Origin of the sequence: Terrabacter sp. Root181, assembly GCF_001428505.1 — a bacterium.
Taxonomy (GTDB): domain Bacteria; phylum Actinomycetota; class Actinomycetes; order Actinomycetales; family Dermatophilaceae; genus Terrabacter.
Map to the genome: position 1 here is coordinate 600,887 of NZ_LMHU01000005.1, position 18,667 is coordinate 619,553.

General features: G+C 69.4%; 16 protein-coding genes. 9 read left to right on the forward strand and 7 right to left on the reverse strand.

What is annotated here, in order from left to right:
* Positions 1-21 precede the first annotated feature (21 nt).
* From ASD90_RS11655 to ASD90_RS11675, 5 genes are all read left to right on the forward strand, one after another.
* The gene (locus ASD90_RS11655) at positions 22-1,266 is read left to right on the forward strand and encodes an alpha/beta fold hydrolase (protein ID WP_082588655.1); all 1,245 of its coding nucleotides are present in this window, start codon (positions 22-24) and stop codon (positions 1,264-1,266) included.
* A gap of 113 nt (positions 1,267-1,379) precedes the next feature.
* The gene (locus tag ASD90_RS11660) at positions 1,380-2,558 is read left to right on the forward strand and encodes an NAD(P)/FAD-dependent oxidoreductase (protein WP_056756174.1); all 1,179 of its coding nucleotides are present in this window, start codon (positions 1,380-1,382) and stop codon (positions 2,556-2,558) included.
* 68 nt (positions 2,559-2,626) lie between these two features.
* A complete protein-coding gene (locus ASD90_RS11665; protein WP_056756177.1) occupies positions 2,627-3,187 on the forward strand; it encodes an OsmC family protein in 561 nt (186 codons plus the stop codon).
* Positions 3,188-3,265: 78 nt separating this feature from the next.
* Positions 3,266-3,976 carry a flavodoxin family protein gene (locus tag ASD90_RS11670; protein WP_056756180.1) on the forward strand — a complete coding sequence of 237 codons (711 nt, stop codon included), beginning with the start codon at positions 3,266-3,268 and terminating at the stop codon, positions 3,974-3,976.
* Positions 3,977-4,085: 109 nt separating this feature from the next.
* Positions 4,086-4,469: an SHOCT domain-containing protein gene (locus ASD90_RS11675; protein ID WP_056756183.1), complete on the forward strand. Its 384-nt coding sequence runs from the start codon at positions 4,086-4,088 to the stop codon at positions 4,467-4,469.
* A gap of 124 nt (positions 4,470-4,593) precedes the next feature.
* Here ASD90_RS11675 and xylB read toward each other — a convergent pair whose 3' ends face one another.
* From xylB to ASD90_RS11705, 6 genes are all read right to left on the reverse strand, one after another.
* Complete coding sequence (xylB, locus tag ASD90_RS11680) at positions 4,594-6,039, reverse strand: xylulokinase (protein ID WP_056756186.1); 1,446 nt, start codon at positions 6,037-6,039, stop codon at positions 4,594-4,596.
* Entirely contained in the window at positions 6,012-7,538 is a 1,527-nt protein-coding gene (locus ASD90_RS11685) for a mannitol dehydrogenase family protein (RefSeq protein WP_056756189.1), read from the reverse strand. The genes xylB and ASD90_RS11685 overlap by 28 nt, the downstream gene beginning before the upstream one ends.
* A 97-nt stretch (positions 7,539-7,635) precedes the next feature.
* Complete coding sequence (locus ASD90_RS11690; protein ID WP_056756193.1) at positions 7,636-8,421, reverse strand: SDR family oxidoreductase; 786 nt, start codon at positions 8,419-8,421, stop codon at positions 7,636-7,638.
* Positions 8,418-9,269: a carbohydrate ABC transporter permease gene (locus ASD90_RS11695; RefSeq protein WP_056756195.1), complete on the reverse strand. Its 852-nt coding sequence runs from the start codon at positions 9,267-9,269 to the stop codon at positions 8,418-8,420. The genes ASD90_RS11690 and ASD90_RS11695 overlap by 4 nt, the downstream gene beginning before the upstream one ends.
* Complete coding sequence (locus ASD90_RS11700; protein WP_056756197.1) at positions 9,266-10,213, reverse strand: carbohydrate ABC transporter permease; 948 nt, start codon at positions 10,211-10,213, stop codon at positions 9,266-9,268. Before ASD90_RS11700 ends, ASD90_RS11695 begins: the two co-directional genes overlap by 4 nt.
* A 121-nt stretch (positions 10,214-10,334) precedes the next feature.
* Positions 10,335-11,699 (reverse strand): ABC transporter substrate-binding protein, encoded by a 1,365-nt coding sequence (locus ASD90_RS11705; protein WP_056756200.1) that lies wholly within the window; start codon positions 11,697-11,699, stop codon positions 10,335-10,337.
* Positions 11,700-12,035: 336 nt separating this feature from the next.
* Between ASD90_RS11705 and ASD90_RS11710 the strand changes: the two genes are divergently transcribed.
* The 4 genes from ASD90_RS11710 to ASD90_RS24710 all read left to right on the forward strand — a co-directional run bounded on the left by ASD90_RS11710 (position 12,036) and on the right by ASD90_RS24710 (position 16,937).
* The gene (locus ASD90_RS11710; RefSeq protein WP_056756204.1) at positions 12,036-12,959 is read left to right on the forward strand and encodes an AraC family transcriptional regulator; all 924 of its coding nucleotides are present in this window, start codon (positions 12,036-12,038) and stop codon (positions 12,957-12,959) included.
* A gap of 149 nt (positions 12,960-13,108) precedes the next feature.
* On the forward strand, positions 13,109-14,674 hold the full coding sequence (locus ASD90_RS11715; RefSeq protein WP_056756206.1) for a Re/Si-specific NAD(P)(+) transhydrogenase subunit alpha: 1,566 nt from the start codon (positions 13,109-13,111) through the stop codon (positions 14,672-14,674).
* A 6-nt stretch (positions 14,675-14,680) separates the two neighbouring features.
* The gene (gene pntB / locus ASD90_RS11720; protein ID WP_056756209.1) at positions 14,681-16,069 is read left to right on the forward strand and encodes a Re/Si-specific NAD(P)(+) transhydrogenase subunit beta; all 1,389 of its coding nucleotides are present in this window, start codon (positions 14,681-14,683) and stop codon (positions 16,067-16,069) included.
* A 196-nt stretch (positions 16,070-16,265) separates the two neighbouring features.
* Entirely contained in the window at positions 16,266-16,937 is a 672-nt protein-coding gene (locus ASD90_RS24710) for a helix-turn-helix transcriptional regulator (protein ID WP_162260200.1), read from the forward strand.
* Positions 16,938-17,007: 70 nt separating this feature from the next.
* Here the strand turns inward: ASD90_RS24710 and ASD90_RS11730 are convergent, their stop codons facing one another.
* The gene (locus ASD90_RS11730) at positions 17,008-18,507 is read right to left on the reverse strand and encodes an APC family permease (protein ID WP_056756215.1); all 1,500 of its coding nucleotides are present in this window, start codon (positions 18,505-18,507) and stop codon (positions 17,008-17,010) included.
* Positions 18,508-18,667: the final 160 nt, after the last annotated feature.

Genomic DNA, 18,667 nt, shown 5'->3' on the forward strand with positions numbered 1-18,667 from the left:
GGCCCTGTCACAATCCGTCGTATGCGGTTCACGTTCGGGGACGTGGTCCTCGACACCGACCGGTTCCTGCTCGAGCGGGACGGGCAGCCGGTGCACGTCCAGCCGCAGGTCTTCGACGTGCTGAGCCACCTCGTGGCGAACCGGGAGCGCGTCGTCCCGAAGACGGAGCTGCTCGACTGCGTCTGGGGCGACCGCTTCGTCAGCGAGTCGACCCTGACGAGCCGGATCAAGGCCGCGCGCCGGGTCGTCGGTGACGACGGTGTGCTGCAGCGGGTGATCCAGACGGTGCACGGGCGTGGGTACCGATGGGTGGCGACCGTTGCCACGGAGCCCGGCCCGACCGAGCGGGCAGGCTCCTCCGCATCCGCACCGGCATCCGCGGCGGACGGCCGGCTGGAGCAGCGCCTCCACTTCTGCCGTACTCCCGACGGGTCGCGGATCGCCTATGCGACGGTGGGCGAGGGACCGCCGCTCGTGCGGGCCGCGCACTGGCTCACACACCTGGTCTACGAGTGGGACAGCCCCGTCTGGCGGCACTGGATGGAGGGTCTGTCGCGCGGCCGGATGCTCGTGCGCTACGACGAGCGCGGGTGCGGACTGTCCGACCAGGATCCGACGGAGGTCACGCTGAACGCCTTCGTCGAGGACCTTGAGACCGTGGTCGACGACCTGGGCCTGGAACGCTTTCCCCTCATGGGAGTTTCGCAAGGTGGCGCCGTGGCCGTCGCGTACGCGCACCGTCACCCCGAGCGGGTCAGCCGCCTCGTGCTGGTGGGCGCCTTCGTCAAGGGAGGCCGGCTCGCCACGTCACCCGAGAAGCGCGCCGAGTTCGAGATGGAGCGGGACCTGATCAACGTGGGGTGGGGACGCGACGAGCCTTACTTCCGGCTGTTCTTCTCGTCGCTGTTCATGCCCGACGTGCCACCCCAGCTGTGGTCGGACTTCGCCGAGCTGATGCGCCGCACGACCTCCAGCGAGAACGCGGTGAGGATCTTCGACGCCCACCTCGCGATGGACGTCCGCGAAGCCGCTGCCGAGCTCGATGTGCCGACCCTCATCCTCCACGCGAGGGACGACCAGCGCGTGCCCTTCAGCCAAGGGGTCGCGTACGCCTCGCTCATCCGCGGCAGTCGGCTCGTTCCGCTCGACACGCGCAACCACCTCATGCGCCCCGACGAGCCGGCGTGGGGCCAGTTCCTCCACGAGGTGGACAGCTTCCTCGGCGAGGACGTGTCCACGCAGGGTCCACGGGAAGTCCACGACTAGTCCAAGGTCAGCTCGCCGCCCGGGGCGATCGTGGTCCTCACAACTCATCTGTGAGGAGGACGACCGTGCCTGGGACCGCCACGACACGTGAGACCCACCGACCCGACGGGAGGATGCAGACACACGACGTCGACGTCGTCGTCGTCGGAGCCCGCTGCGCCGGGGCCGGGACGGCCCTGCTGCTCGCGCGAGCGGGTCACGACGTGCTCCTCCTCGACCGGGCGACGTTTCCCAGCGACACCGTCTCGACGCACGTCATCGCCCGGTCCGGCATGGTGCAGCTGCACCGTTGGGGTCTTCTCGAGGCCGTCGTCGCCAGTGGGGCACCGCGACTGTGCCGGGTCGAGTTCACGAGCGAGCTCGGCTTCATGGCGCGTGAGGTGAAGGACCGCTACGGCGTCGACTTCCTGCTCGCGCCGCGCCGCGTCGTGCTCGACGAGATCCTGCTCGAGGCGGCGCGTGCTGCAGGAGTCCACGTGCGCACAGGAGTGTCGGTCGACGGCGTCGTCCGTGACGGCGAGGGCCGGGTCACCGGCGTGCACGCGCATGACGTCCACGGTCCCGTGGAGGCACGAGCGCGATACGTCGTGGGCGCGGACGGGCTCGGTTCACGGGTGGCACGTGCGGTGGGAGCGCCGCTGCTCCTCGTGCGGCCGTCATCGGGAGCAGCGCAGTACGCGTACCACGCCGGCAACTGGCCGGCCATCGAGCACCACCTCGCCGATGACGCCTTTGCGGGCATCTTCCCGACGCACGGGGGCCAGGCGTGCGTCTGGGTCTGCGCCCCCGAGCAGGTGGTTCGCGCGCACCGACGGAAGGCGGGCCGGGCCGGGGACCCGCTGCTGCAGATGCTGGAGGTCGCAGCGCCGGGGATCGCGGCGCGGGTCGACGCGACGACCCGCCGCTCTCCGGTGCGCGGGATGCTCCGCATGCCCAACCACATTCGCCTGGCGTCCGGTCCCGGCTGGGCACTCGTCGGCGACGCCGGCTGCCACCGCGACGCGATCACCGGTCACGGCATCAGTGACGCCTTCCGTGACGCCGAGCTGCTCGCCACCGCCCTCGGCACGGCACTGCGCGACCCCGCCTGCGAGACGGACGCCCTCACGGCATACGGGCTCGAGCGCGACCGCATGGCGCGCGACGTGTTCGACCTGACGTGCGAGCTCTCGACGTTCCCGCGGCAGGCTCGCTTCCTCGAGCTGCAGAAGCGGCTCGCACTCGCGATCGACGTGATGGCCGGCGAGCTGAGCGGCCGCCGGCTGCCCGGTGCCGCGACGGCCGCGGCCTGACCCACGACCTCCTCGAACCCGAGGACCGCCGGATCCCGGCACCACCACCATGAAGGAAAGAGACCACCATGAGCACGGACACCGCCCACCGCAACGGCGTGGACACCGCGACCCTCTTCGCGACCCTCGACGCCGTCAAGCAGATGCCCGCAGCAGCCAGCTTCCAGTTCCGCGCCCACAACGACTGGGTGGACGGCACCAGCAGCAGAACCACGATCTCCGACTTCTTCGGCGTCGGTGAGGAGCGCTCGCACGCAAGGGAGTTCGTCTTCGACGCCGACCACCCGGCCGTGCTCGTCGGACAGGACCGCGGTCCCACGCCGGTCGAGTTCCTGCTCCACGCCCTCGCGGCCTGCCTCACCGCCGGCATCGCCAACATCGCCTCGGCGCGCAAGGTCACCCTGACCGAGGTGCGGTCGACGGTGACCGGCGACATCGACCTCAACGGCATCCTCGGACTCCAGGACGTCCGCAACGGCTACCAGCAGGTCAGCGTCAGCTTCGTCATCAAGGGCGACGCACCCGAGGACGTGCTCCGTCAGATCGTCGAGCAGTCCCGGCAGCGGTCGGCCGTCTTCGACGTCCTGACGAACGGCGTCCCGGTCGACATCGAGGTCGAGGTCGCCTGACGTCGACGTCACGACTTCGTCAGCGGTTCGTCATCTCCGAACCCGTTGTGGGGCCGCGAGCGGGAGGACAGTCGTCGCATGAGCGACTGGGACTTCAGCGGCCTCAAGGCCACGTACGTCAACTGCACCCTCAAGAAGAGCCCCGAGATGAGCCACACGCAGGGGCTCGTCGACGCGAGCGCCGCCATCATGCGTGAGCACGGGGTCACCGTCGACGAGATCCGCTTCGTCGACCACGACGTCGCCGCCGGCGTCCATCCCGACATGCGCGAGCACGGCTGGGAGACCGACGCGTGGCCCGACCTCTACCCCGGGATCCTCGACAGCCAGATCCTCGTCGTCGCCGGACCCATCTGGCTCGGCGACAACTCGAGTGTCACGAAGCGTTTCATCGAGCGCATCTACTCCCTCAGCGGGCTGCTCAACGACCGGGGCCAGTACCTCTTCTACGGCAGGGTCGCCGGCTGCCTCATCACCGGCAACGAGGACGGCATCAAGCACTGCGCGCAGAACGTGCTCTACAGCCTCCAGCACGTGGGCTACACGATCCCGCCCAACGCCGACGCGGGCTGGATCGGCGAAGCCGGCCCCGGACCGAGCTACCTCGACGCCGGGAGCGGCGGCCCCGAGAACGACTTCACCAACCGCAACACGACGTTCATGACGTGGAACCTCATGCACCTCGGGAGGATGCTCCACGACGCGGGCGGCGTGCCGGCATACGGCAACCTGCGCTCCGCCTGGAACGCCGGCGAGCACTTCGGCTGGCACAACCCGGAGTACCGCTGAGTCGCCCCGAGTGGGCAGTCACCCCGTGCGGATGATGCCGAGGGCGACGGCGGGTGGCGACCATGGAGCGAGCACCGATGAGGTGCTGCCCTCCGAGAAAGGTCGCCCCATGTCGTTCTGGGACATCGTCTGGTTCATCATCATCTTCTTCGCGTTCGCGTCCTACCTCCTGGTTCTGTTCTCGATCGTCGCCGACCTGTTCCGCGACCCCGAGGTCTCGGGCGGGATGAAGGCCGTCTGGGTCGTGTGTCTCATCTTCTTCAGCTTCATCACCGCGATCGTCTACCTCATCGTCCGCGGTCGCGGCATGAACGAGCGCTCGGCGAAGAAGTACGCCGAGGCCCGCCAGGCGCAGGACGAGTACGTCCGAGATGTCGCGGGGGGCTCGACCATCTCGGCACCCGAGCAGATCGCCAAGGCGAAGGAGCTGCTCGACGCGGGCACCATCACCTCCGACGAGTTCACCGCCCTCAAGGCGAAGGCCCTGGCCTGACCGCTGGGCCCGCCGCTCGTTGACGGCACCACTCGCAGGCGCCCTCCCGGAGGACTCGGCCGAACGCGCCGAGCGCCTCCGGGAGGCAGAGGGCGTATGCCGCCCGCTTCCCGGTGCGCCTCGCTCAGACTCCGTGGCTCGCGGCGACGAGGGCCTGGTAGCGCGCCACGACGTCGGTGCGCGCCTGCTCGTCCCCGGGCGGGACGGCATACTCCGAGTCGATCTCGAGGGCCCACGTCGGCGGGTCCTGCTCTCCCGACAGGGCCCACGCCGCCTGGCGGGCAGCCCCGACCCCCACGTACTCGGCCGGCGCCGGCACGACGACCGGCGCGCGGAAGAGGCCCGGTGCGATCTCGCGGACGGCGCGTGAGGCGGCCGCTCCGCCGATGAGCATGACGCGTCCGACCTCGACGTCGTGGTCGCGGAGGGCGTCGACGCCGGCGACGAGGTTGCACAGCATCCCCTCGACCGCGGCACGGGCGAGGTTCTCCGGCGTCGCGTTCGAGCGGGTGAGCCCGCTCAGCGTGCCCGTCGCGTCGGGCAGGTCGGGGGTGCGCTCACCGTCGAGGTAGGGCAGGAGGGTGAGGCCGCCGGCACCCGGGCTCGCCTGCAGGGCAAGGCGATCGAGCTCGGCCAGGTCGACGCCGAGCATCGAGGCGGCTGCCGTCAGCACCCGGGCCGCGTTGAGCGTGCACATGAGTGGGAGGTGGTGGCCGGTCGCGTCGGCGAAGCCCGCGATGGCACCGGTCTCGTCGCGGATCGCCGAGCGGTGCGGCGTGAAGACCGTGCCGCTCGTGCCGACCGAGACGACGACGTCACCGGGATGGAGCGTCAGGCCGAGGGCAGCGCCCATGTTGTCGCCCGTGCCGGCGGCCACGAGCAGGCCTTCTGAGGTGCGACCGGCGGCCTGGTTGGGCGCGAGGACCTCGGGCACCTCGAGGGACCGGCCGAAGGCCCGCTCGAGCAGGTCGAGCCGGTAGTCGCCGTCGGCGGCCGACCAGTATCCGGTGCCCGACGCGTCCCCACGGTCGGTGCTCCATCGCTCGAAACCCTTGCCCTGCTGGAGGATCCGACCGGTCATCCAGTCGTGGGGGAGGACGACACGGGCCACGCGTGCGGCGTGGTCGGGCTCGTGCTCGGCGAGCCACCGCAGCTTCGTCACGGTGAAGCTCGCGACGGGGACGAGGCCCACGGCGTCGACCCAGGCGCCGACACCGCCGAGCTCGGCCGTGAGGTCCGCGGCCGCGCCGGCGCTGCGGGTGTCGTTCCAGAGCAGGGCGTCTCGCACGACGGTGTCGTCCTCGTCGAGCGTGACCATGCCGTGCTGCTGGCCACCGACGGCGAGCGCCGAGACCCCGTCGAGGATGCCGTCGCCGGCGGCCTGCGCGTAGGCCTCCCACCAGCGGTCGGGGTGCACCTCGGTGCGGTCGGGGTGTGGGGCCCGGGCCGTGCGCACGACCTGCCCCGTCTCGGCGTCGCAGACGACGATCTTCGTCGACTGGGTCGAGCTGTCGACCCCCGCGACGAGCGTCCGGCCTTCGGTCACGAGGTGCTGCTCCGCCCGGTCCATGACTGCAGCGTCTCCCGGGAGCCCCTGCTGCGCAAGGCCCCCAGCGCTCTCGTGAACACGGAGGTGAAGCGTGCGTCGTCGACCAGCGCCCCGAAGAGGTCGCGGTCGCGCAGGAAGGCGAGCGGGTCGTCCCCCTGTCTGGCCGCAGCGGCCATGACGCGTTCCTTGATGCGGTCGACGACCTCGATCGGCTCGCCCTGCTCGTCGACGCCTTCCGCGTAGCGTGCCCACGAGGCGACGACGAGAGCCGACCGGTCGATCTCGCCGCCCGTCTCGAGGTTGCGGTTGATGACGGGCACGAGCCATTTGGGGATGCGGTCCGAGCTCTCGGCGCAGAGCCGGGCCAGGGTGTCGCGCACCTCGGGGTTGGCGAAGCGAGAGACGAGCTCGTGACGGTACGCATCGAGGTCTACCCCCGGTACCTCCGGCAGCGTCGGGCTGCCCTCGTGCTCCATGTAGCCGAGGAGGAAGTCGACGAAGAGCGGGTCCTGGCACACCTCGTGCGCGTAGCGGTAGCCGGCGAGGTAGCCGAGGTAGCACAGCGCCTGGTGGCTCGCATTGAGCAGGCGCAGCTTCATCAGCTCGTAGGGCACGACGTCGTCGACGACCTGCACGCCGGCGTCCTCGAAGCGTGGCCGCCCGTCGGTGAAGTGGTCCTCGAGGACCCACTGCGTGAAGGGCTCGGACACCACGGGCCAGCCGTCCACGACCCCGACCTCCTCGGCCAGCCGGTCGACGTCGTCCTGGGAGGTGACCGGTGTGATGCGGTCGACCATGCCGTTCGGGAACGACACGTGCTGCGCCATCCAGTCGGCGAGGTCGGGATCCTTGAGCCGGGCGAAGGCCGTCATCATCCTCCGCGCGACGTCACCGTTGCCGGGCAGGTTGTCGCACGACATGACCGTGAAGGGCCGCTCGCCGGCCGCCCGCCTCGCCGCGAGACCCGCGACGACGTAGCCGAAGACGGTGCGCGGGACGGCACCCTCCTCGAGGTCGGCCCGGATCGACGGGTCGTCGGCGTCGAACTCGCCCGTCACCTGGTTGACGAGGTAGCCGCCCTCGGTGATCGTCAGCGACACGATGCGGGTGCGCGGGTCGGCCAGGCGGTCGACGACGGCCTGCGGGTCGTCCGGCGCGAACATCATCTCGACGATGCTCCCGATGACGCGTGGCTCCCGGTGACCGTCCGGGTGCTTGACGACGAGCGTGTAGAGGCCGTCCTGCGCCGTCAGGGTGTCGACGATCCGCCGGTCGTGGGGCAGGGCGCCGACGCCGCAGATGCCCCAGCCGAGTGCCCCGTCGACGCCCTGCTCCATCAGCCGGTCGACGTACATCGCCTGGTGGGCCCGGTGGAAGCCGCCCACGCCGAAGTGCACGATGCCCGCCGTGACGGCCGCGCGGTCGTAGGTGGGCCGGCCCACCCCGTCGGGGAGGTCGTCGAGGGTCGCGCCGTTGAGGGCGGTGGGCCGCGGGGGCGAGGGGGCGGGCGTGGTGGTCATGGTCGTCTGGTCCTCTCGGAGGTGTCTGAGGCGTCGGCGCCGGGGCGGCCGGTCATCGGGGTGGTGCCGGTCGTCGTCGACGCGCGGCTGACCGTGGTCAGTGCGTCTCGGACAGGCTCCACATCGTCCACAGCTCGGTCCGCATGCGTCGTGGCTGTCGCAGGGTGTAGGTGACGGCCTGCGCGATGTCCTCCGGCTCCATGAAGTCGCCCTCGGACGGGTCCCGGTCGCCGAAGCGGCCGTCGGCGGCGGCAAAGGGGGTGTTGACGCCGGCCGGAGCGATCGTCGTCGTGCGGATCCCCTCGGACCGCAGCTCGCGGTCGAGGGCGTAGCCGAGGTTGATCTGGGCCGCCTTGGTCGCGGAGTAGACCGCCTCCTTGCCGCCCCCGATGAGGAGACCGGCGACCGAGCCGATGATGACGATGTCGCCACCGTCGCCCTGGGCGCGGAACTGGCGCACGGCGGCCCGCGCGAGCCACACGGTCCCCTTGACGTTGACGTCGACCATGAGCGAGACCTCGTCGGCCGAGTAGTCGAGGACGCCGCCGTAGAAGCCGACGGCGGCGTTGGCCACGACGGAGTCGATCCGGCCGAAGGCCTGCACGCCCGCGGCGACGAGCGCATCGGCCGTGGCCTCGTCCCGGACGTCGCCGAGGCCGGTGGCCAGCCGGTCCTCGCCCCAGGCGTCGCGCAGCGGGGCCAGGGCCTCGGGCCGGACGTCACCCGCGACGACGCGGCCGCCCGCCTCGAGGACGAGCCTGGCGATCGCGCCACCGATGCCACCCCCGGCACCGGTGACGACGACGACCGTGTCCTCGAGGCTCCGTCCGCGGTCGACGGTACGGAGGGTGGTCGGACCCGGCGCGGAAACGATGCCGGTCACTTGATGGCTCCCATCGACAGGCCGCGGACGAGCTGCTTCTGGGCGGCCCAGCCGGCGAGGATGACAGGGAGGGCGGCGATGGTCGCTGCGGCGGACAGGACCGCGAGGAACTGGCCTCTGCCGTCGACGAAGCTGCCGAGGAAGGGTGGTGTGGTGCGGGCGGCGGAGCTGGTCAGCAGCAGTGCGAGGAAGTACTCGTTCCAGGCGAAGATGAAGCTGATGAGCGCCGCGGCCGCGACTCCGGGCAGCACGAGCGGCAGGACGATCCGCACGATCTCGCGGAACATGCCGGCCCCGTCGACCCGGGCCGCCTCGATGATCTCGTAGGGGACCTCGAGGAAGAACGAGCGCATCATCCACACCGTGACGGGCAGGTTCATCGCGCCGTAGACGATGCCGAGCATGTAGATGTTGTCGAGCAGCCCGATGGTCTTGAAGATCATGAAGAGCGGCAGCACGATCGCGGCGAGCGGCATGAACCGGGTCGAGATGAAGAAGGACAGGGAGTTCTCGACGTTCTTGACCCGGCGGATCGACAGCGCGTACGCGGCGGGGATGGCGAGCGTCACCGAGATGATCGTCGCGATGACCGCGGCGGTCAGCGAGTTCTGGAGATAGCCGGCCATCCCGCGGTCCATCGCGAGCTGGTAGCCCTCCGTGACGGGCTTGAAGATGAACGTCGGGTCGACCGACGACGCGAGGGACTCCGGCTTGAACCCGTTGAGGACCATCCAGAAGACCGGGAAGAAGAAGATGAGCACGAGGATCCACGTGACGAGGGTCGTGAGGGCCCCCCGGGCCGACCGGGTCGACCGGGTCGAGCTGGTGGTGTCGTTACGGCTGTTCATCGGCTTCCTCCTGCCATGAAGACCTTGAAGACGCTCTTGAGAGCGATGGTCGCGACGATGATCGTGAGGACGACGGTCACGACGCCGTATGCCGCTGCCTGCCCGACGTCGAGGCCGATGAAGGCTCGCTCGTAGAGGAGGTACGCCAGGGTCTTCGTGCCGCCGGTTCCCTTGGTGAGGATGGCGATCGGGTCGAAGACCTGCAGGATGATGACCGAGCCGAGGAGCACCCCGATCTCGATGTACATCCGCAGGTGGGGCAGCGTGATCCACGTGAAGGTCCGCCACGTGCCGGCCCCGTCGACCTGGGCCGCCTCGAGGATGCCCTTGTCCTGGCCCTGCAGCCCGGCCAGCAGGATCAGCATCATGAACGGCGTGAACTGCCAGGTCAGCACGATGACGACCGTGGCCATCGGGTGCTCGGTGCTCCACGCCACGACCGGCAGGTGCAGGGACCGGAAGACCCAGTTGATCATCCCGATGTTGGTGTCGAACATCGAGTACTTCCAGATGAGCGAGGCGGCCGCCGGCATGATGAGGAACGGCGTGATCATCAGGGTGCGGGCGAGGGCGCGACCGCGGAACTGGCGGTCGAGCAGGACGGCGAAGAGCAGGCCGAACAGGACGGCCAGGGTGACCGAGAAGGCCGTGATGAGCACCGTGGCCCGGATCGAGGGCCACAGGTCACCGGAGGTCAGCGCACTGGTGTAGTTGTCGAACCCCGCGAAGGCGCGGTCGTTGGGGTAGAGCAGGTTCCACTTCGTCAGCGAGAACCCGATCGTCGTCAGGAACGGGATCTGCGTCAGCAGGATGAGGAAGACGACGGCCGGCAGCAGCAGGCCCCGGTTGCGCCAGAGCTCCTTCTTCTGCACGCGCCGCTTGTCCGTCGCTGTGGCGGCTCGGACGTCCTCGAGCTCGATGGGTTGTGTGGTGGTGGTGGTCATGTCGGCACTCCCTCGTGCGACTGGTGCGACTGGTGCGACTGCAGGGTGGAGAAGGTGGGTGGTGCCGGGTCCGGGGCGTGCCGGACCCGGCACCACCTGTCATCGGGGCTTCATCGGGGCGTCACTTCTTGTGCTTGTCCCCGGCCGTCTGGGCGATGGTCTGGCACTTGCCGAGCGCGTCGTCGATCGTGCCGCGGTTGGCCAGGTAGTCCGCGACGAGCTGGGCGCACTGGTTGCCGACGTCCTGGAACTCGGGGATCGAGACGTACTGGATGCCGACCCAGGGCTGCGGGTTCACGCCCGGCTGCTTCGGGTTGACCGAGCTCATGACGTCGAGGGTGATCGGCGCGTACGCCTTGGCGGCGTCCTTGTACTCGGGCAGCTCGTAGGTCGAGGTGCGCGAGCCCGGCGGGACGTTGGACCAGCCGATCTTCGTGCCGACGAGCTTGATGTACTCCTTGCTCGTGGCCCACTTGACGAACTTGACCGCCGCGTCCTTCTGCTTGGTCGAGGTCGGGATGGCCAGGTTCCAGCTCCAGAGCCAGCCGGACTCCTTCGTCTTGTCGACCGGCATGTGGGCGTAGCCCATCTTGCCCTTCACGGGCGAGTCGGCTGCCTCGAGCATCGAGGCGGCGACGGAGGCGTCGGCCCACATCGCGGCCTTGCCCTCCTTGAGCGCGGTGAGGCACTCGTTGAAGCTGTAGGAGACGGGGTCCTTCTCACCGGACTCGTCGAGCATCGTCTTGTAGAAGGTGACGGCTTCCTTCCACTCCGGGGTGTTGACGGTGGCCTTCCAGCTGCTGTCGTACCAGTTGCCCCCGAAGGTCTGCACGACCGTGGTGAGCGGAGCGAAGAGGTCACCCCAGCCGGGCTTGCCGCGCATGCAGATGCCGGCCATGTCGGCGGTGTTGACCTTCTTGGCCGCGGCCGCGACCTCCTGCCACGTGGGGGTCTGCGAGATCGTGACGCCGGCCTTGTCCAGGACCTCCTTGTTGTACATGAGGATCGAGGACTCGCCGTAGAACGGGACGGCGAAGAGCTTGTTGTCGAAGGTGTTGACGTCGCGCACCGGAGGGAGCAGGTCGTTGACGTCGTACGACGCGTCGGACTGCAGCTCGGGGGTGAGGTCGACGAGCCACCCGTTGGCGCCCCACTGGGGAGTCTCGTAGGCGCCGATGGTGACGATGTCGTACTGCCCGGCCCCGCTCGCGACGTCGGCGGTCACCGCCGCACGGAGGTCGCCCTCCTCCATGACCTGGAAGTTGACCGTGACGCCGGGGTTCGCCGACTCGTACTCGGTCTTGAGCTTCTCCATGTCCTTCATCTGGCCGTTGTTCACGGTGGCCACCTTGAGGGTGACGGCCCCGCCGGCGGCGCCGGTCGAGCCGCTGCCGGACTGCACCGCCCCGGAGGAGCAGGCAGTCACCGTCATGGCGACCGCGACCGCCCCCGTCCCCAGCGCGAGCATGCGCTTGTTCGCAAGCATTCCCAACTCCTTTGGTAGGCATATCTCGTTCCGTCGGCCCGGTTCGACCGGCCCTCGCGGTGTGATCTCCGCTTGGTTCTCTTGACGGGAACTTGCCGGAACGGTATTGAGCCCGGAGCCGGGCCAACAAGCACCATCAGCCCTCTGTCGTTGATACGATCTTGCGCAGGGGATGGTGTCGGCAAAGACATTTCGGGCACCGCCCCGCATGAACTGGTGACGATGAGGTCCCGCGCGGCAAAGGAGACGAAGATTTCGTATCGATCCGGCCAGTCTTCCGATGGCGAGCCACGCACGCCCGACCACGAGTCGGCGCGCTCGGTACCGTCCAGCCTCATGCTGGGGCAGCCGGTGCGGCGCGAGTACATCCCGCACCACCCGCAGGCCTCCGTGCGCGTCCTCACCCATGACTTCCCGAGCGAGATCTGCGGTTGGGGGTCGCATCCCGAGTACGAGATCCACCTCATCACCAAGACGCGTGGCAGCTTCATCGCGGGCGACCACATCGGCACGTTCGCGCCGGGCCACGTCAGCCTGATCGGGCCCAACCTCCCGCACGACTGGGTCAGCGACCTCGCCGAGGGGCAGGTGGCGGTCGACCGTGACGCCGTCATCCAGTTCAGTGACGAGTGGATCCGGGCGGCCATGGAGCACCTGCCCGAGCTCGCCGAGGTCTCCGAGGTGCTCGCGCGCTCGACCCGGGGCATCGTCTTCTCGGGGGCGACTGCCTGGCGCGCGGCCGAGACGATCATCGCGTGCGTCCACAGCCAGGGGGTCGAGCAGCTCGGCCACCTCTTCAAGCTCCTCGCTCTCTTCGCCCACGCCCAGACCGACGAGTACGAGCTCGTGGCGAGCGAGTGGATGGGGCGTCCCACCGACGCCGCGTCACGCGACGCCGGCGAGGCCGGGCTCAGCTACATCTTCGACAACCTGACGGGCGACATCCGCCTGTCGACCGCTGCACGGCTGGCATACATGTCCGAGCCGACGTTCTCGAAGTACTTCAAGACCGCCACGGGCATGACCTTCTCGAGCATGGTCAAGAAGCTGCGGATCGCCTACGCCCGTCGCCTGCTCGACACGACCGAGCACTCCGTGGCCCAGGTCGCCGAGATGAGCGGCTACCACAACATGGCGAACTTCAACCGTCAGTTCCTCGCCGAGGTGGGGACGACGCCGACCGCCTACCGCCGGCTCGAGTCCGACCAGAAGCCGCCGCCCGAGCTCTTCAGCCTGGGTCGACGGGCGCCGTCGCACTGACCGCACCCACCCGTTGCCCACGATCAGAGACGTTCGGGTCCGGTCGCGCGTCATTTGTGTGACGTGCCCGGCAGAGCCGCCGCTACCCGCGGGTCGTGCCCTAGGTTCGTGAACCAGTGCCCACACCCCTCCGTGCGAAGGAGCCCAGCGTGCAGATCGGTGTCCCCCGTGAGACCCGCGCCCGCGAGACGCGCATCGCCGCGACGCCCAAGACCGTCGAGCAGCTGATCGGGCTCGGCTACGACGTCGCCGTCGAGAGCGGTGCGGGGGAGCGGGCCAGCTTCTCCGACGAGGCGTATGCCGCCGCGGGGGCTCGTGTCGTCACCGCCGAGGACGCGTGGGGCTCGCCGATCGTCCACCAGGTCAACGCGCCCTCCGACGAGGACATCGCGCGGCTCCGCCCCGGCACCGTCCTCGTCTCGCTCCTGGCGCCGGCGATCAGCCCCGACCTCGTCGAGAAGCTGCGTGCCGCGGGTGTCACCGCGATGGCGATGGACGCCGTCCCGCGCATCAGCCGGGCCCAGTCGCTCGACGTCCTGTCGTCGATGGCCAACATCGCCGGCTACCGCGCCGTCGTCGAGGCTGCCCACGAGTTCGGTTCCTTCTTCACCGGCCAGGTCACGGCGGCCGGCAAGGTGCCGCCGGCGAAGGTGCTCGTCGCCGGGGCCGGCGTGGCCGGCCTCGCCGCGATCGGCACGGCCCGTTCGCTCGGGGCCATCGTCCGCGCGACCGATGCCCGAGCCGAGGTGGCCGAGCAGGTCGAGTCGATGGGCGCCGACTTCCTGGCCGTGCAGCTGCCCGAGGTCGATGCCGCCGCTGCGTCGAGCGACGGCTACGCCAAGGAGATGGGCGAGGAGTACAACCGGCGGGCCGCCGAGCTGTATGCCGCCCAGGCTCCTGACGTCGACATCATCGTCACGACCGCGCTCATCCCCGGACGCCCCGCGCCGCGACTCATCACCGGCGAGATGGTCGCCTCGATGAAGCCGGGCTCGGTCATCGTCGACATGGCGGCGGCCAACGGCGGCAACGTCGAGGGCTCCGTGGCCGACGAGCTCGTCGTCACCGACCACGGCGTCACGATCATCGGCTACACCGATCTCGCGGCCCGGCTGCCCACGCAGGCGTCGCAGCTCTACGGCACGAACCTCGTCAACCTCATGAAGCTGCTGACGCCGGGCAAGGACGGCCAGCTCGTCCTCGACTTCGACGACGTCGTGCAGCGCAACATGACCGTGGCGCGTGACGGCGAGCTGCTCTGGCCCCCGCCCGCCATCCCGGTGAGCGCGGCTCCCGTCGCGCAGACGGCGGTCGGCACCAAGGTCGTCAAAGAGCCTGAGCCACCGAAGGATCCACGACGAAGGTATGCCGCGATGGTGATCGGCGCGGGCGTGTTCGCCGCGGTGGCGGCCGTCTCGCCACCGAGCTTCCTCGGGCACTTCACGGTGTTCGCGCTCGCCGTGGTCATCGGCTACTACGTCATCGGCAACGTCCACCACGCGCTGCACACGCCGCTGATGTCGGTCACCAACGCGATCAGCGGCATCATCGTCGTCGGCGCCCTGCTCCAGCTCGGTGCGGCCGGGTCGATCGGCGGCACCAAGGGCGTGGTCATCATGGTGCTCGGCTTCGTGGCCGCGCTCCTGGCGAGCATCAACATCTTCGGTGGCTTCACCGTGACCCGCCGCATGCTGACGATGTTCCGGAAGGGCTGACCGCACATGGACATCGCACTCATCCAGGCGGCATACATCGTCGCGGCGCTGCTCTTCATCATGTCGCTCGCCGGGCTGTCGAAGCACGAGACCGCCCGCGACGGCAATGTCCTCGGCATGGTCGGCATGGGCATCGCCCTCGTCGCCACGCTCTGGCTCTCCCTGCGCGATGCCGCGTGGTCGGCCTGGCTGCTCATCGGTGTGGCGATGGTCATCGGTGCCGCGATCGGCATCGCCCGGGCCCGCAAGGTCGAGATGACCGGGATGCCGGAGCTCATCGCGATGCTCCACTCCTTCGTCGGCGCGGCGGCGGTGCTCGTCGGCATCAACACGTTCGTCGCCACGTCCGATCTCGTCGGCGTCGAGGGCGAGGCGGTCCACCTCGTCGAGATCTTCCTCGGCGTCTTCATCGGAGCCGTGACCTTCACCGGGTCGATCGTGGCGTTCCTCAAGCTGTCGGCCCGCATCTCGAGCAAGCCGCTGATGCTGCCGGCGCGCCACTGGCTCAACCTCGCTGCGCTCGTCGTCTCCGCGGGCCTGCTCGTGTGGTTCGTGGCGGCGCACTCGATCGTGCCGCTGCTCGTCATGACCGCTATCGCGCTCGCCTTCGGCTGGCACCTCGTCGCCTCGATCGGCGGCGGTGACATGCCCGTCGTCGTGTCGATGCTCAACAGCTACTCGGGTTGGGCGGCTGCCGCGGCGGGCTTCATGCTCGGCAACGACCTGCTCATCGTCACCGGCGCGCTCGTCGGCTCGTCGGGTGCCTACCTCTCGTACATCATGTGCAAGGCCATGAACCGGTCGTTCGTCTCGGTCATCGCCGGGGGGTTCGGCTCCGACGGCGCGGTCTTCGACTCGGACGTCGACTACGGCGACCACCGCGAGACGAACGCATCAGAGGTCGCCGACCTGCTCAAGAACGCGTCGTCGGTCGTCATCACGCCCGGCTACGGCATGGCGGTCGCACAGGCGCAGTACCCCGTCGCCGAGCTGACGGCCAAGCTCCGGGAGCGCGGCGTGGACGTCCGGTTCGGCATCCACCCGGTGGCCGGCCGCCTCCCCGGCCACATGAACGTGCTCCTCGCGGAGGCTCGCGTACCCTACGACATCGTCCTCGAGATGGACGAGGTCAATGACGACTTCCCCGCCACGGACGTGGTGCTCGTCATCGGCGCCAACGACACCGTCAACCCGGCGGCCGCAGAGGACCCGACGTCGCCGATCGCCGGCATGCCGGTCCTGCAGGTGTGGAACGCCAAGGACGTCGTCGTCTTCAAGCGCTCGATGAACGCCGGCTACGCGGGCGTCCAGAACCCGCTCTTCTTCCGCGACAACTCCGCGATGCTCTTCGGCGACGCCAAGGAACGCGTCGAGGACATCATCAAGGCCCTCTGACCAACGCCGAGCTCTGCGCGACCCCGATCCCCGCGACCATCGGATCCTGCTCCGTTTTCGGGAGCAGCTTCCGAGTCGCGCGGGGATTGGTCCGGGACGTTGCGTATCGGATCCTGCTCCGTTTTCGGGAGCAGCTTCCGAGGCGCCCACTGTCACCGGTCACTGTCAGCATCCCCGGATGGAGGAGGTGGGGTCGATGGGCGACACGCAGCGAGAGACTCCGGCCGCCGACGTCGGTGGCGGTGACCTGGACGAGGTCTTCGACGGAGCGCGCTACATCGTGCGGGCACGTCGCCTCGCTGATCTCAGCCAGCGCGAGCTGGCCGACTCGATCGGCGTGTCGAGGGCGACCGTCGGCCGGCTCGAGTCAGGGGCAGCCCGGGTCGACACGGGCACGCTCTCGGTCATTCTCGCGAGAGCCGGTCTCCGTCTCGCAGTCCTGGATCGCAAGGGGCGTGAGATCGCGCCGTTCCCAGTCGATGTCCTGCGAGACCATGCCGATCGGCGTTTTCCCGGGCATCTCGACGCCAGGCCCCCACAGGATGCGCCAGCCGACCGCGTCCACCCTCGGCGCGGTGCACCGGAGCCGTTGGGCTGGTACCAGCAGCGCCCGTCTCGGGCCCGTCGACGCGTCCGGTTGGGGATCCCCGCCGACCATCCGACGGTCAGCGGGCTGCGCGAGAGCCGACAGGCGGCGTACTGGAAGGGCGTGGCGAGGGCGGAGGCCCGTCGAGCTGCCGACCCCGAGCCCGAGTGCTCGTGCTTCGACGGCTGCTTCGAACGCGCGTGCCTGACCAACTGCCCGTGCCAGTGCGAGCCGGACCACCGGTCTAGCCTCCGACCGGTGCGCCCGACGGACCCGGACTAGGCCACAGCGGACAGCCGACAGCCCGCCCGTGACGTCACGAGCGGGCTGTGCAGGCGTACGTGCCGCCCGGTCAGCGTTCGCTGAGGACCTCGGGGGCTTCTCGGCTGCCTGCTTCCTCCTCGCCCGTCGCCAGCTTGCTGTGCTGGCGGGAGTAGAGGAAGTAGATGAGGAAGCCCAGCAGCATCCAGATGACGAACCGGATCCACGTCTCGACCGAGAGGTTGAGCACGAGGTAGAAGCAGGCGGCCGCGGACAGCCACGGCACGACCGGGTTGCCCGGCACCTTGAACGAACGCTTGAGGTCGGGACGCCGCTTGCGCAGGATCGGGACGGCGAGCGAGACGAGCATGAACGCCGTCAGGGTGCCGATGTTGACCATCTCCTCGAGCTTGCCGATGGGGGTCAACGAGGCGATGAGGGCGACGACCGTGCCGATGATGAGCGTGAGCCTGACCGGGGTGCTCGTGCGCGGGTTGGTCCGGCCCAGTCCGGCCGGGATCAGGCGGTCACGGCTCATCGCGAACGTGACGCGGGTCGCGCCGATGATGAGGGTCATGACCACTGTGGTGAGGCCGGCGACGGCGCCGGCCGAGATGAGCGTGGCGTAGCCCTCCTTGCCCACGGACTTGAACGCCGTGGCGAGCGCCGCATCGGGGTCGATGTCCTTGTAGTTCTGCATGCCGGTGATGACGAGCGTGACGGCCACGTAGAGCAGGGTGCAGATGGCGAGCGAGCCGAGGATGCCACGGGGCAGGTCACGCTGCGGGTTCTTGGCCTCTTCGGCCGTCGTCGCGACGACGTCGAAGCCGATGTAGGCGAAGAAGACGATGGCGGCGCCGGCCATGATGCCCATGACGCCGTACGTCGCGGGAGTCATGCCGGTGATGACCTGGAGCAGCGGCGTCGTCAGGCCCTCTGCGGCCTTGCCCGGCTGGGACGGCGGGATGAACGGCGACCAGTTGTCGCGGTTGATGAACTGGATGCCCGCGAAGATGACGAAGAGCACGATGAAGAGCTTGACGCCGACGAGCACGAGGTTGACGCGCAGCGACTCCTTGATGCCCCAGGCGATGAGCAGCGTCAGGCCGGCGATGAGCAGGAACGCCGGCAGGTCGAAGTGCGACCCCGGCCCGACCGATTCCGGCCAGGTCACTCCCAGCTGCTCCAGGAAGGTGACGAAGTACTGTGACCACCCCTGGGCGACCACGCTCGCGCCGAGCATGAGCTCGAGCAGCAGGTCCCAGCCGATGATCCACGCGATGAGCTCGCCCAGCGTCGCGTAGGAGAACGTGTAGGCCGACCCGGAGACGGGGACCGTCGACGCGAACTCGGCGTAGCAGAGAGCTGCCAGACCGCAGACGATCGCACCGATGACGAACGACAGTGCGATGGACGGACCGGCGTAGTCCTTGGCGGCTCTGCCGGTCAGCGTGAAGATGCCGGCGCCGATGATGACACCGATGCCGAAGACCGTGAGGTCAAGGGCGCTGAGTGTCCTCTTCAGCTTGTGGTCGGCCTCTTCGGACGAGGCCATCGAGGCCTCGACCGACTTGGTGCGGAACACGCTCATGCTGTCCTCCGAGCGGTCGGTGACGGGCGGATCATCACAAACTAGCGGTGAGCGCGACCGCCTGCGAGTCCTGCCCGGGCGTCGTGGGCCGCGCGGCGCGGGGAGGCCGCGGCTACCCAGTGGTACCCGCCCGGCCCACATCTGTGTCACCCGGAGCCGG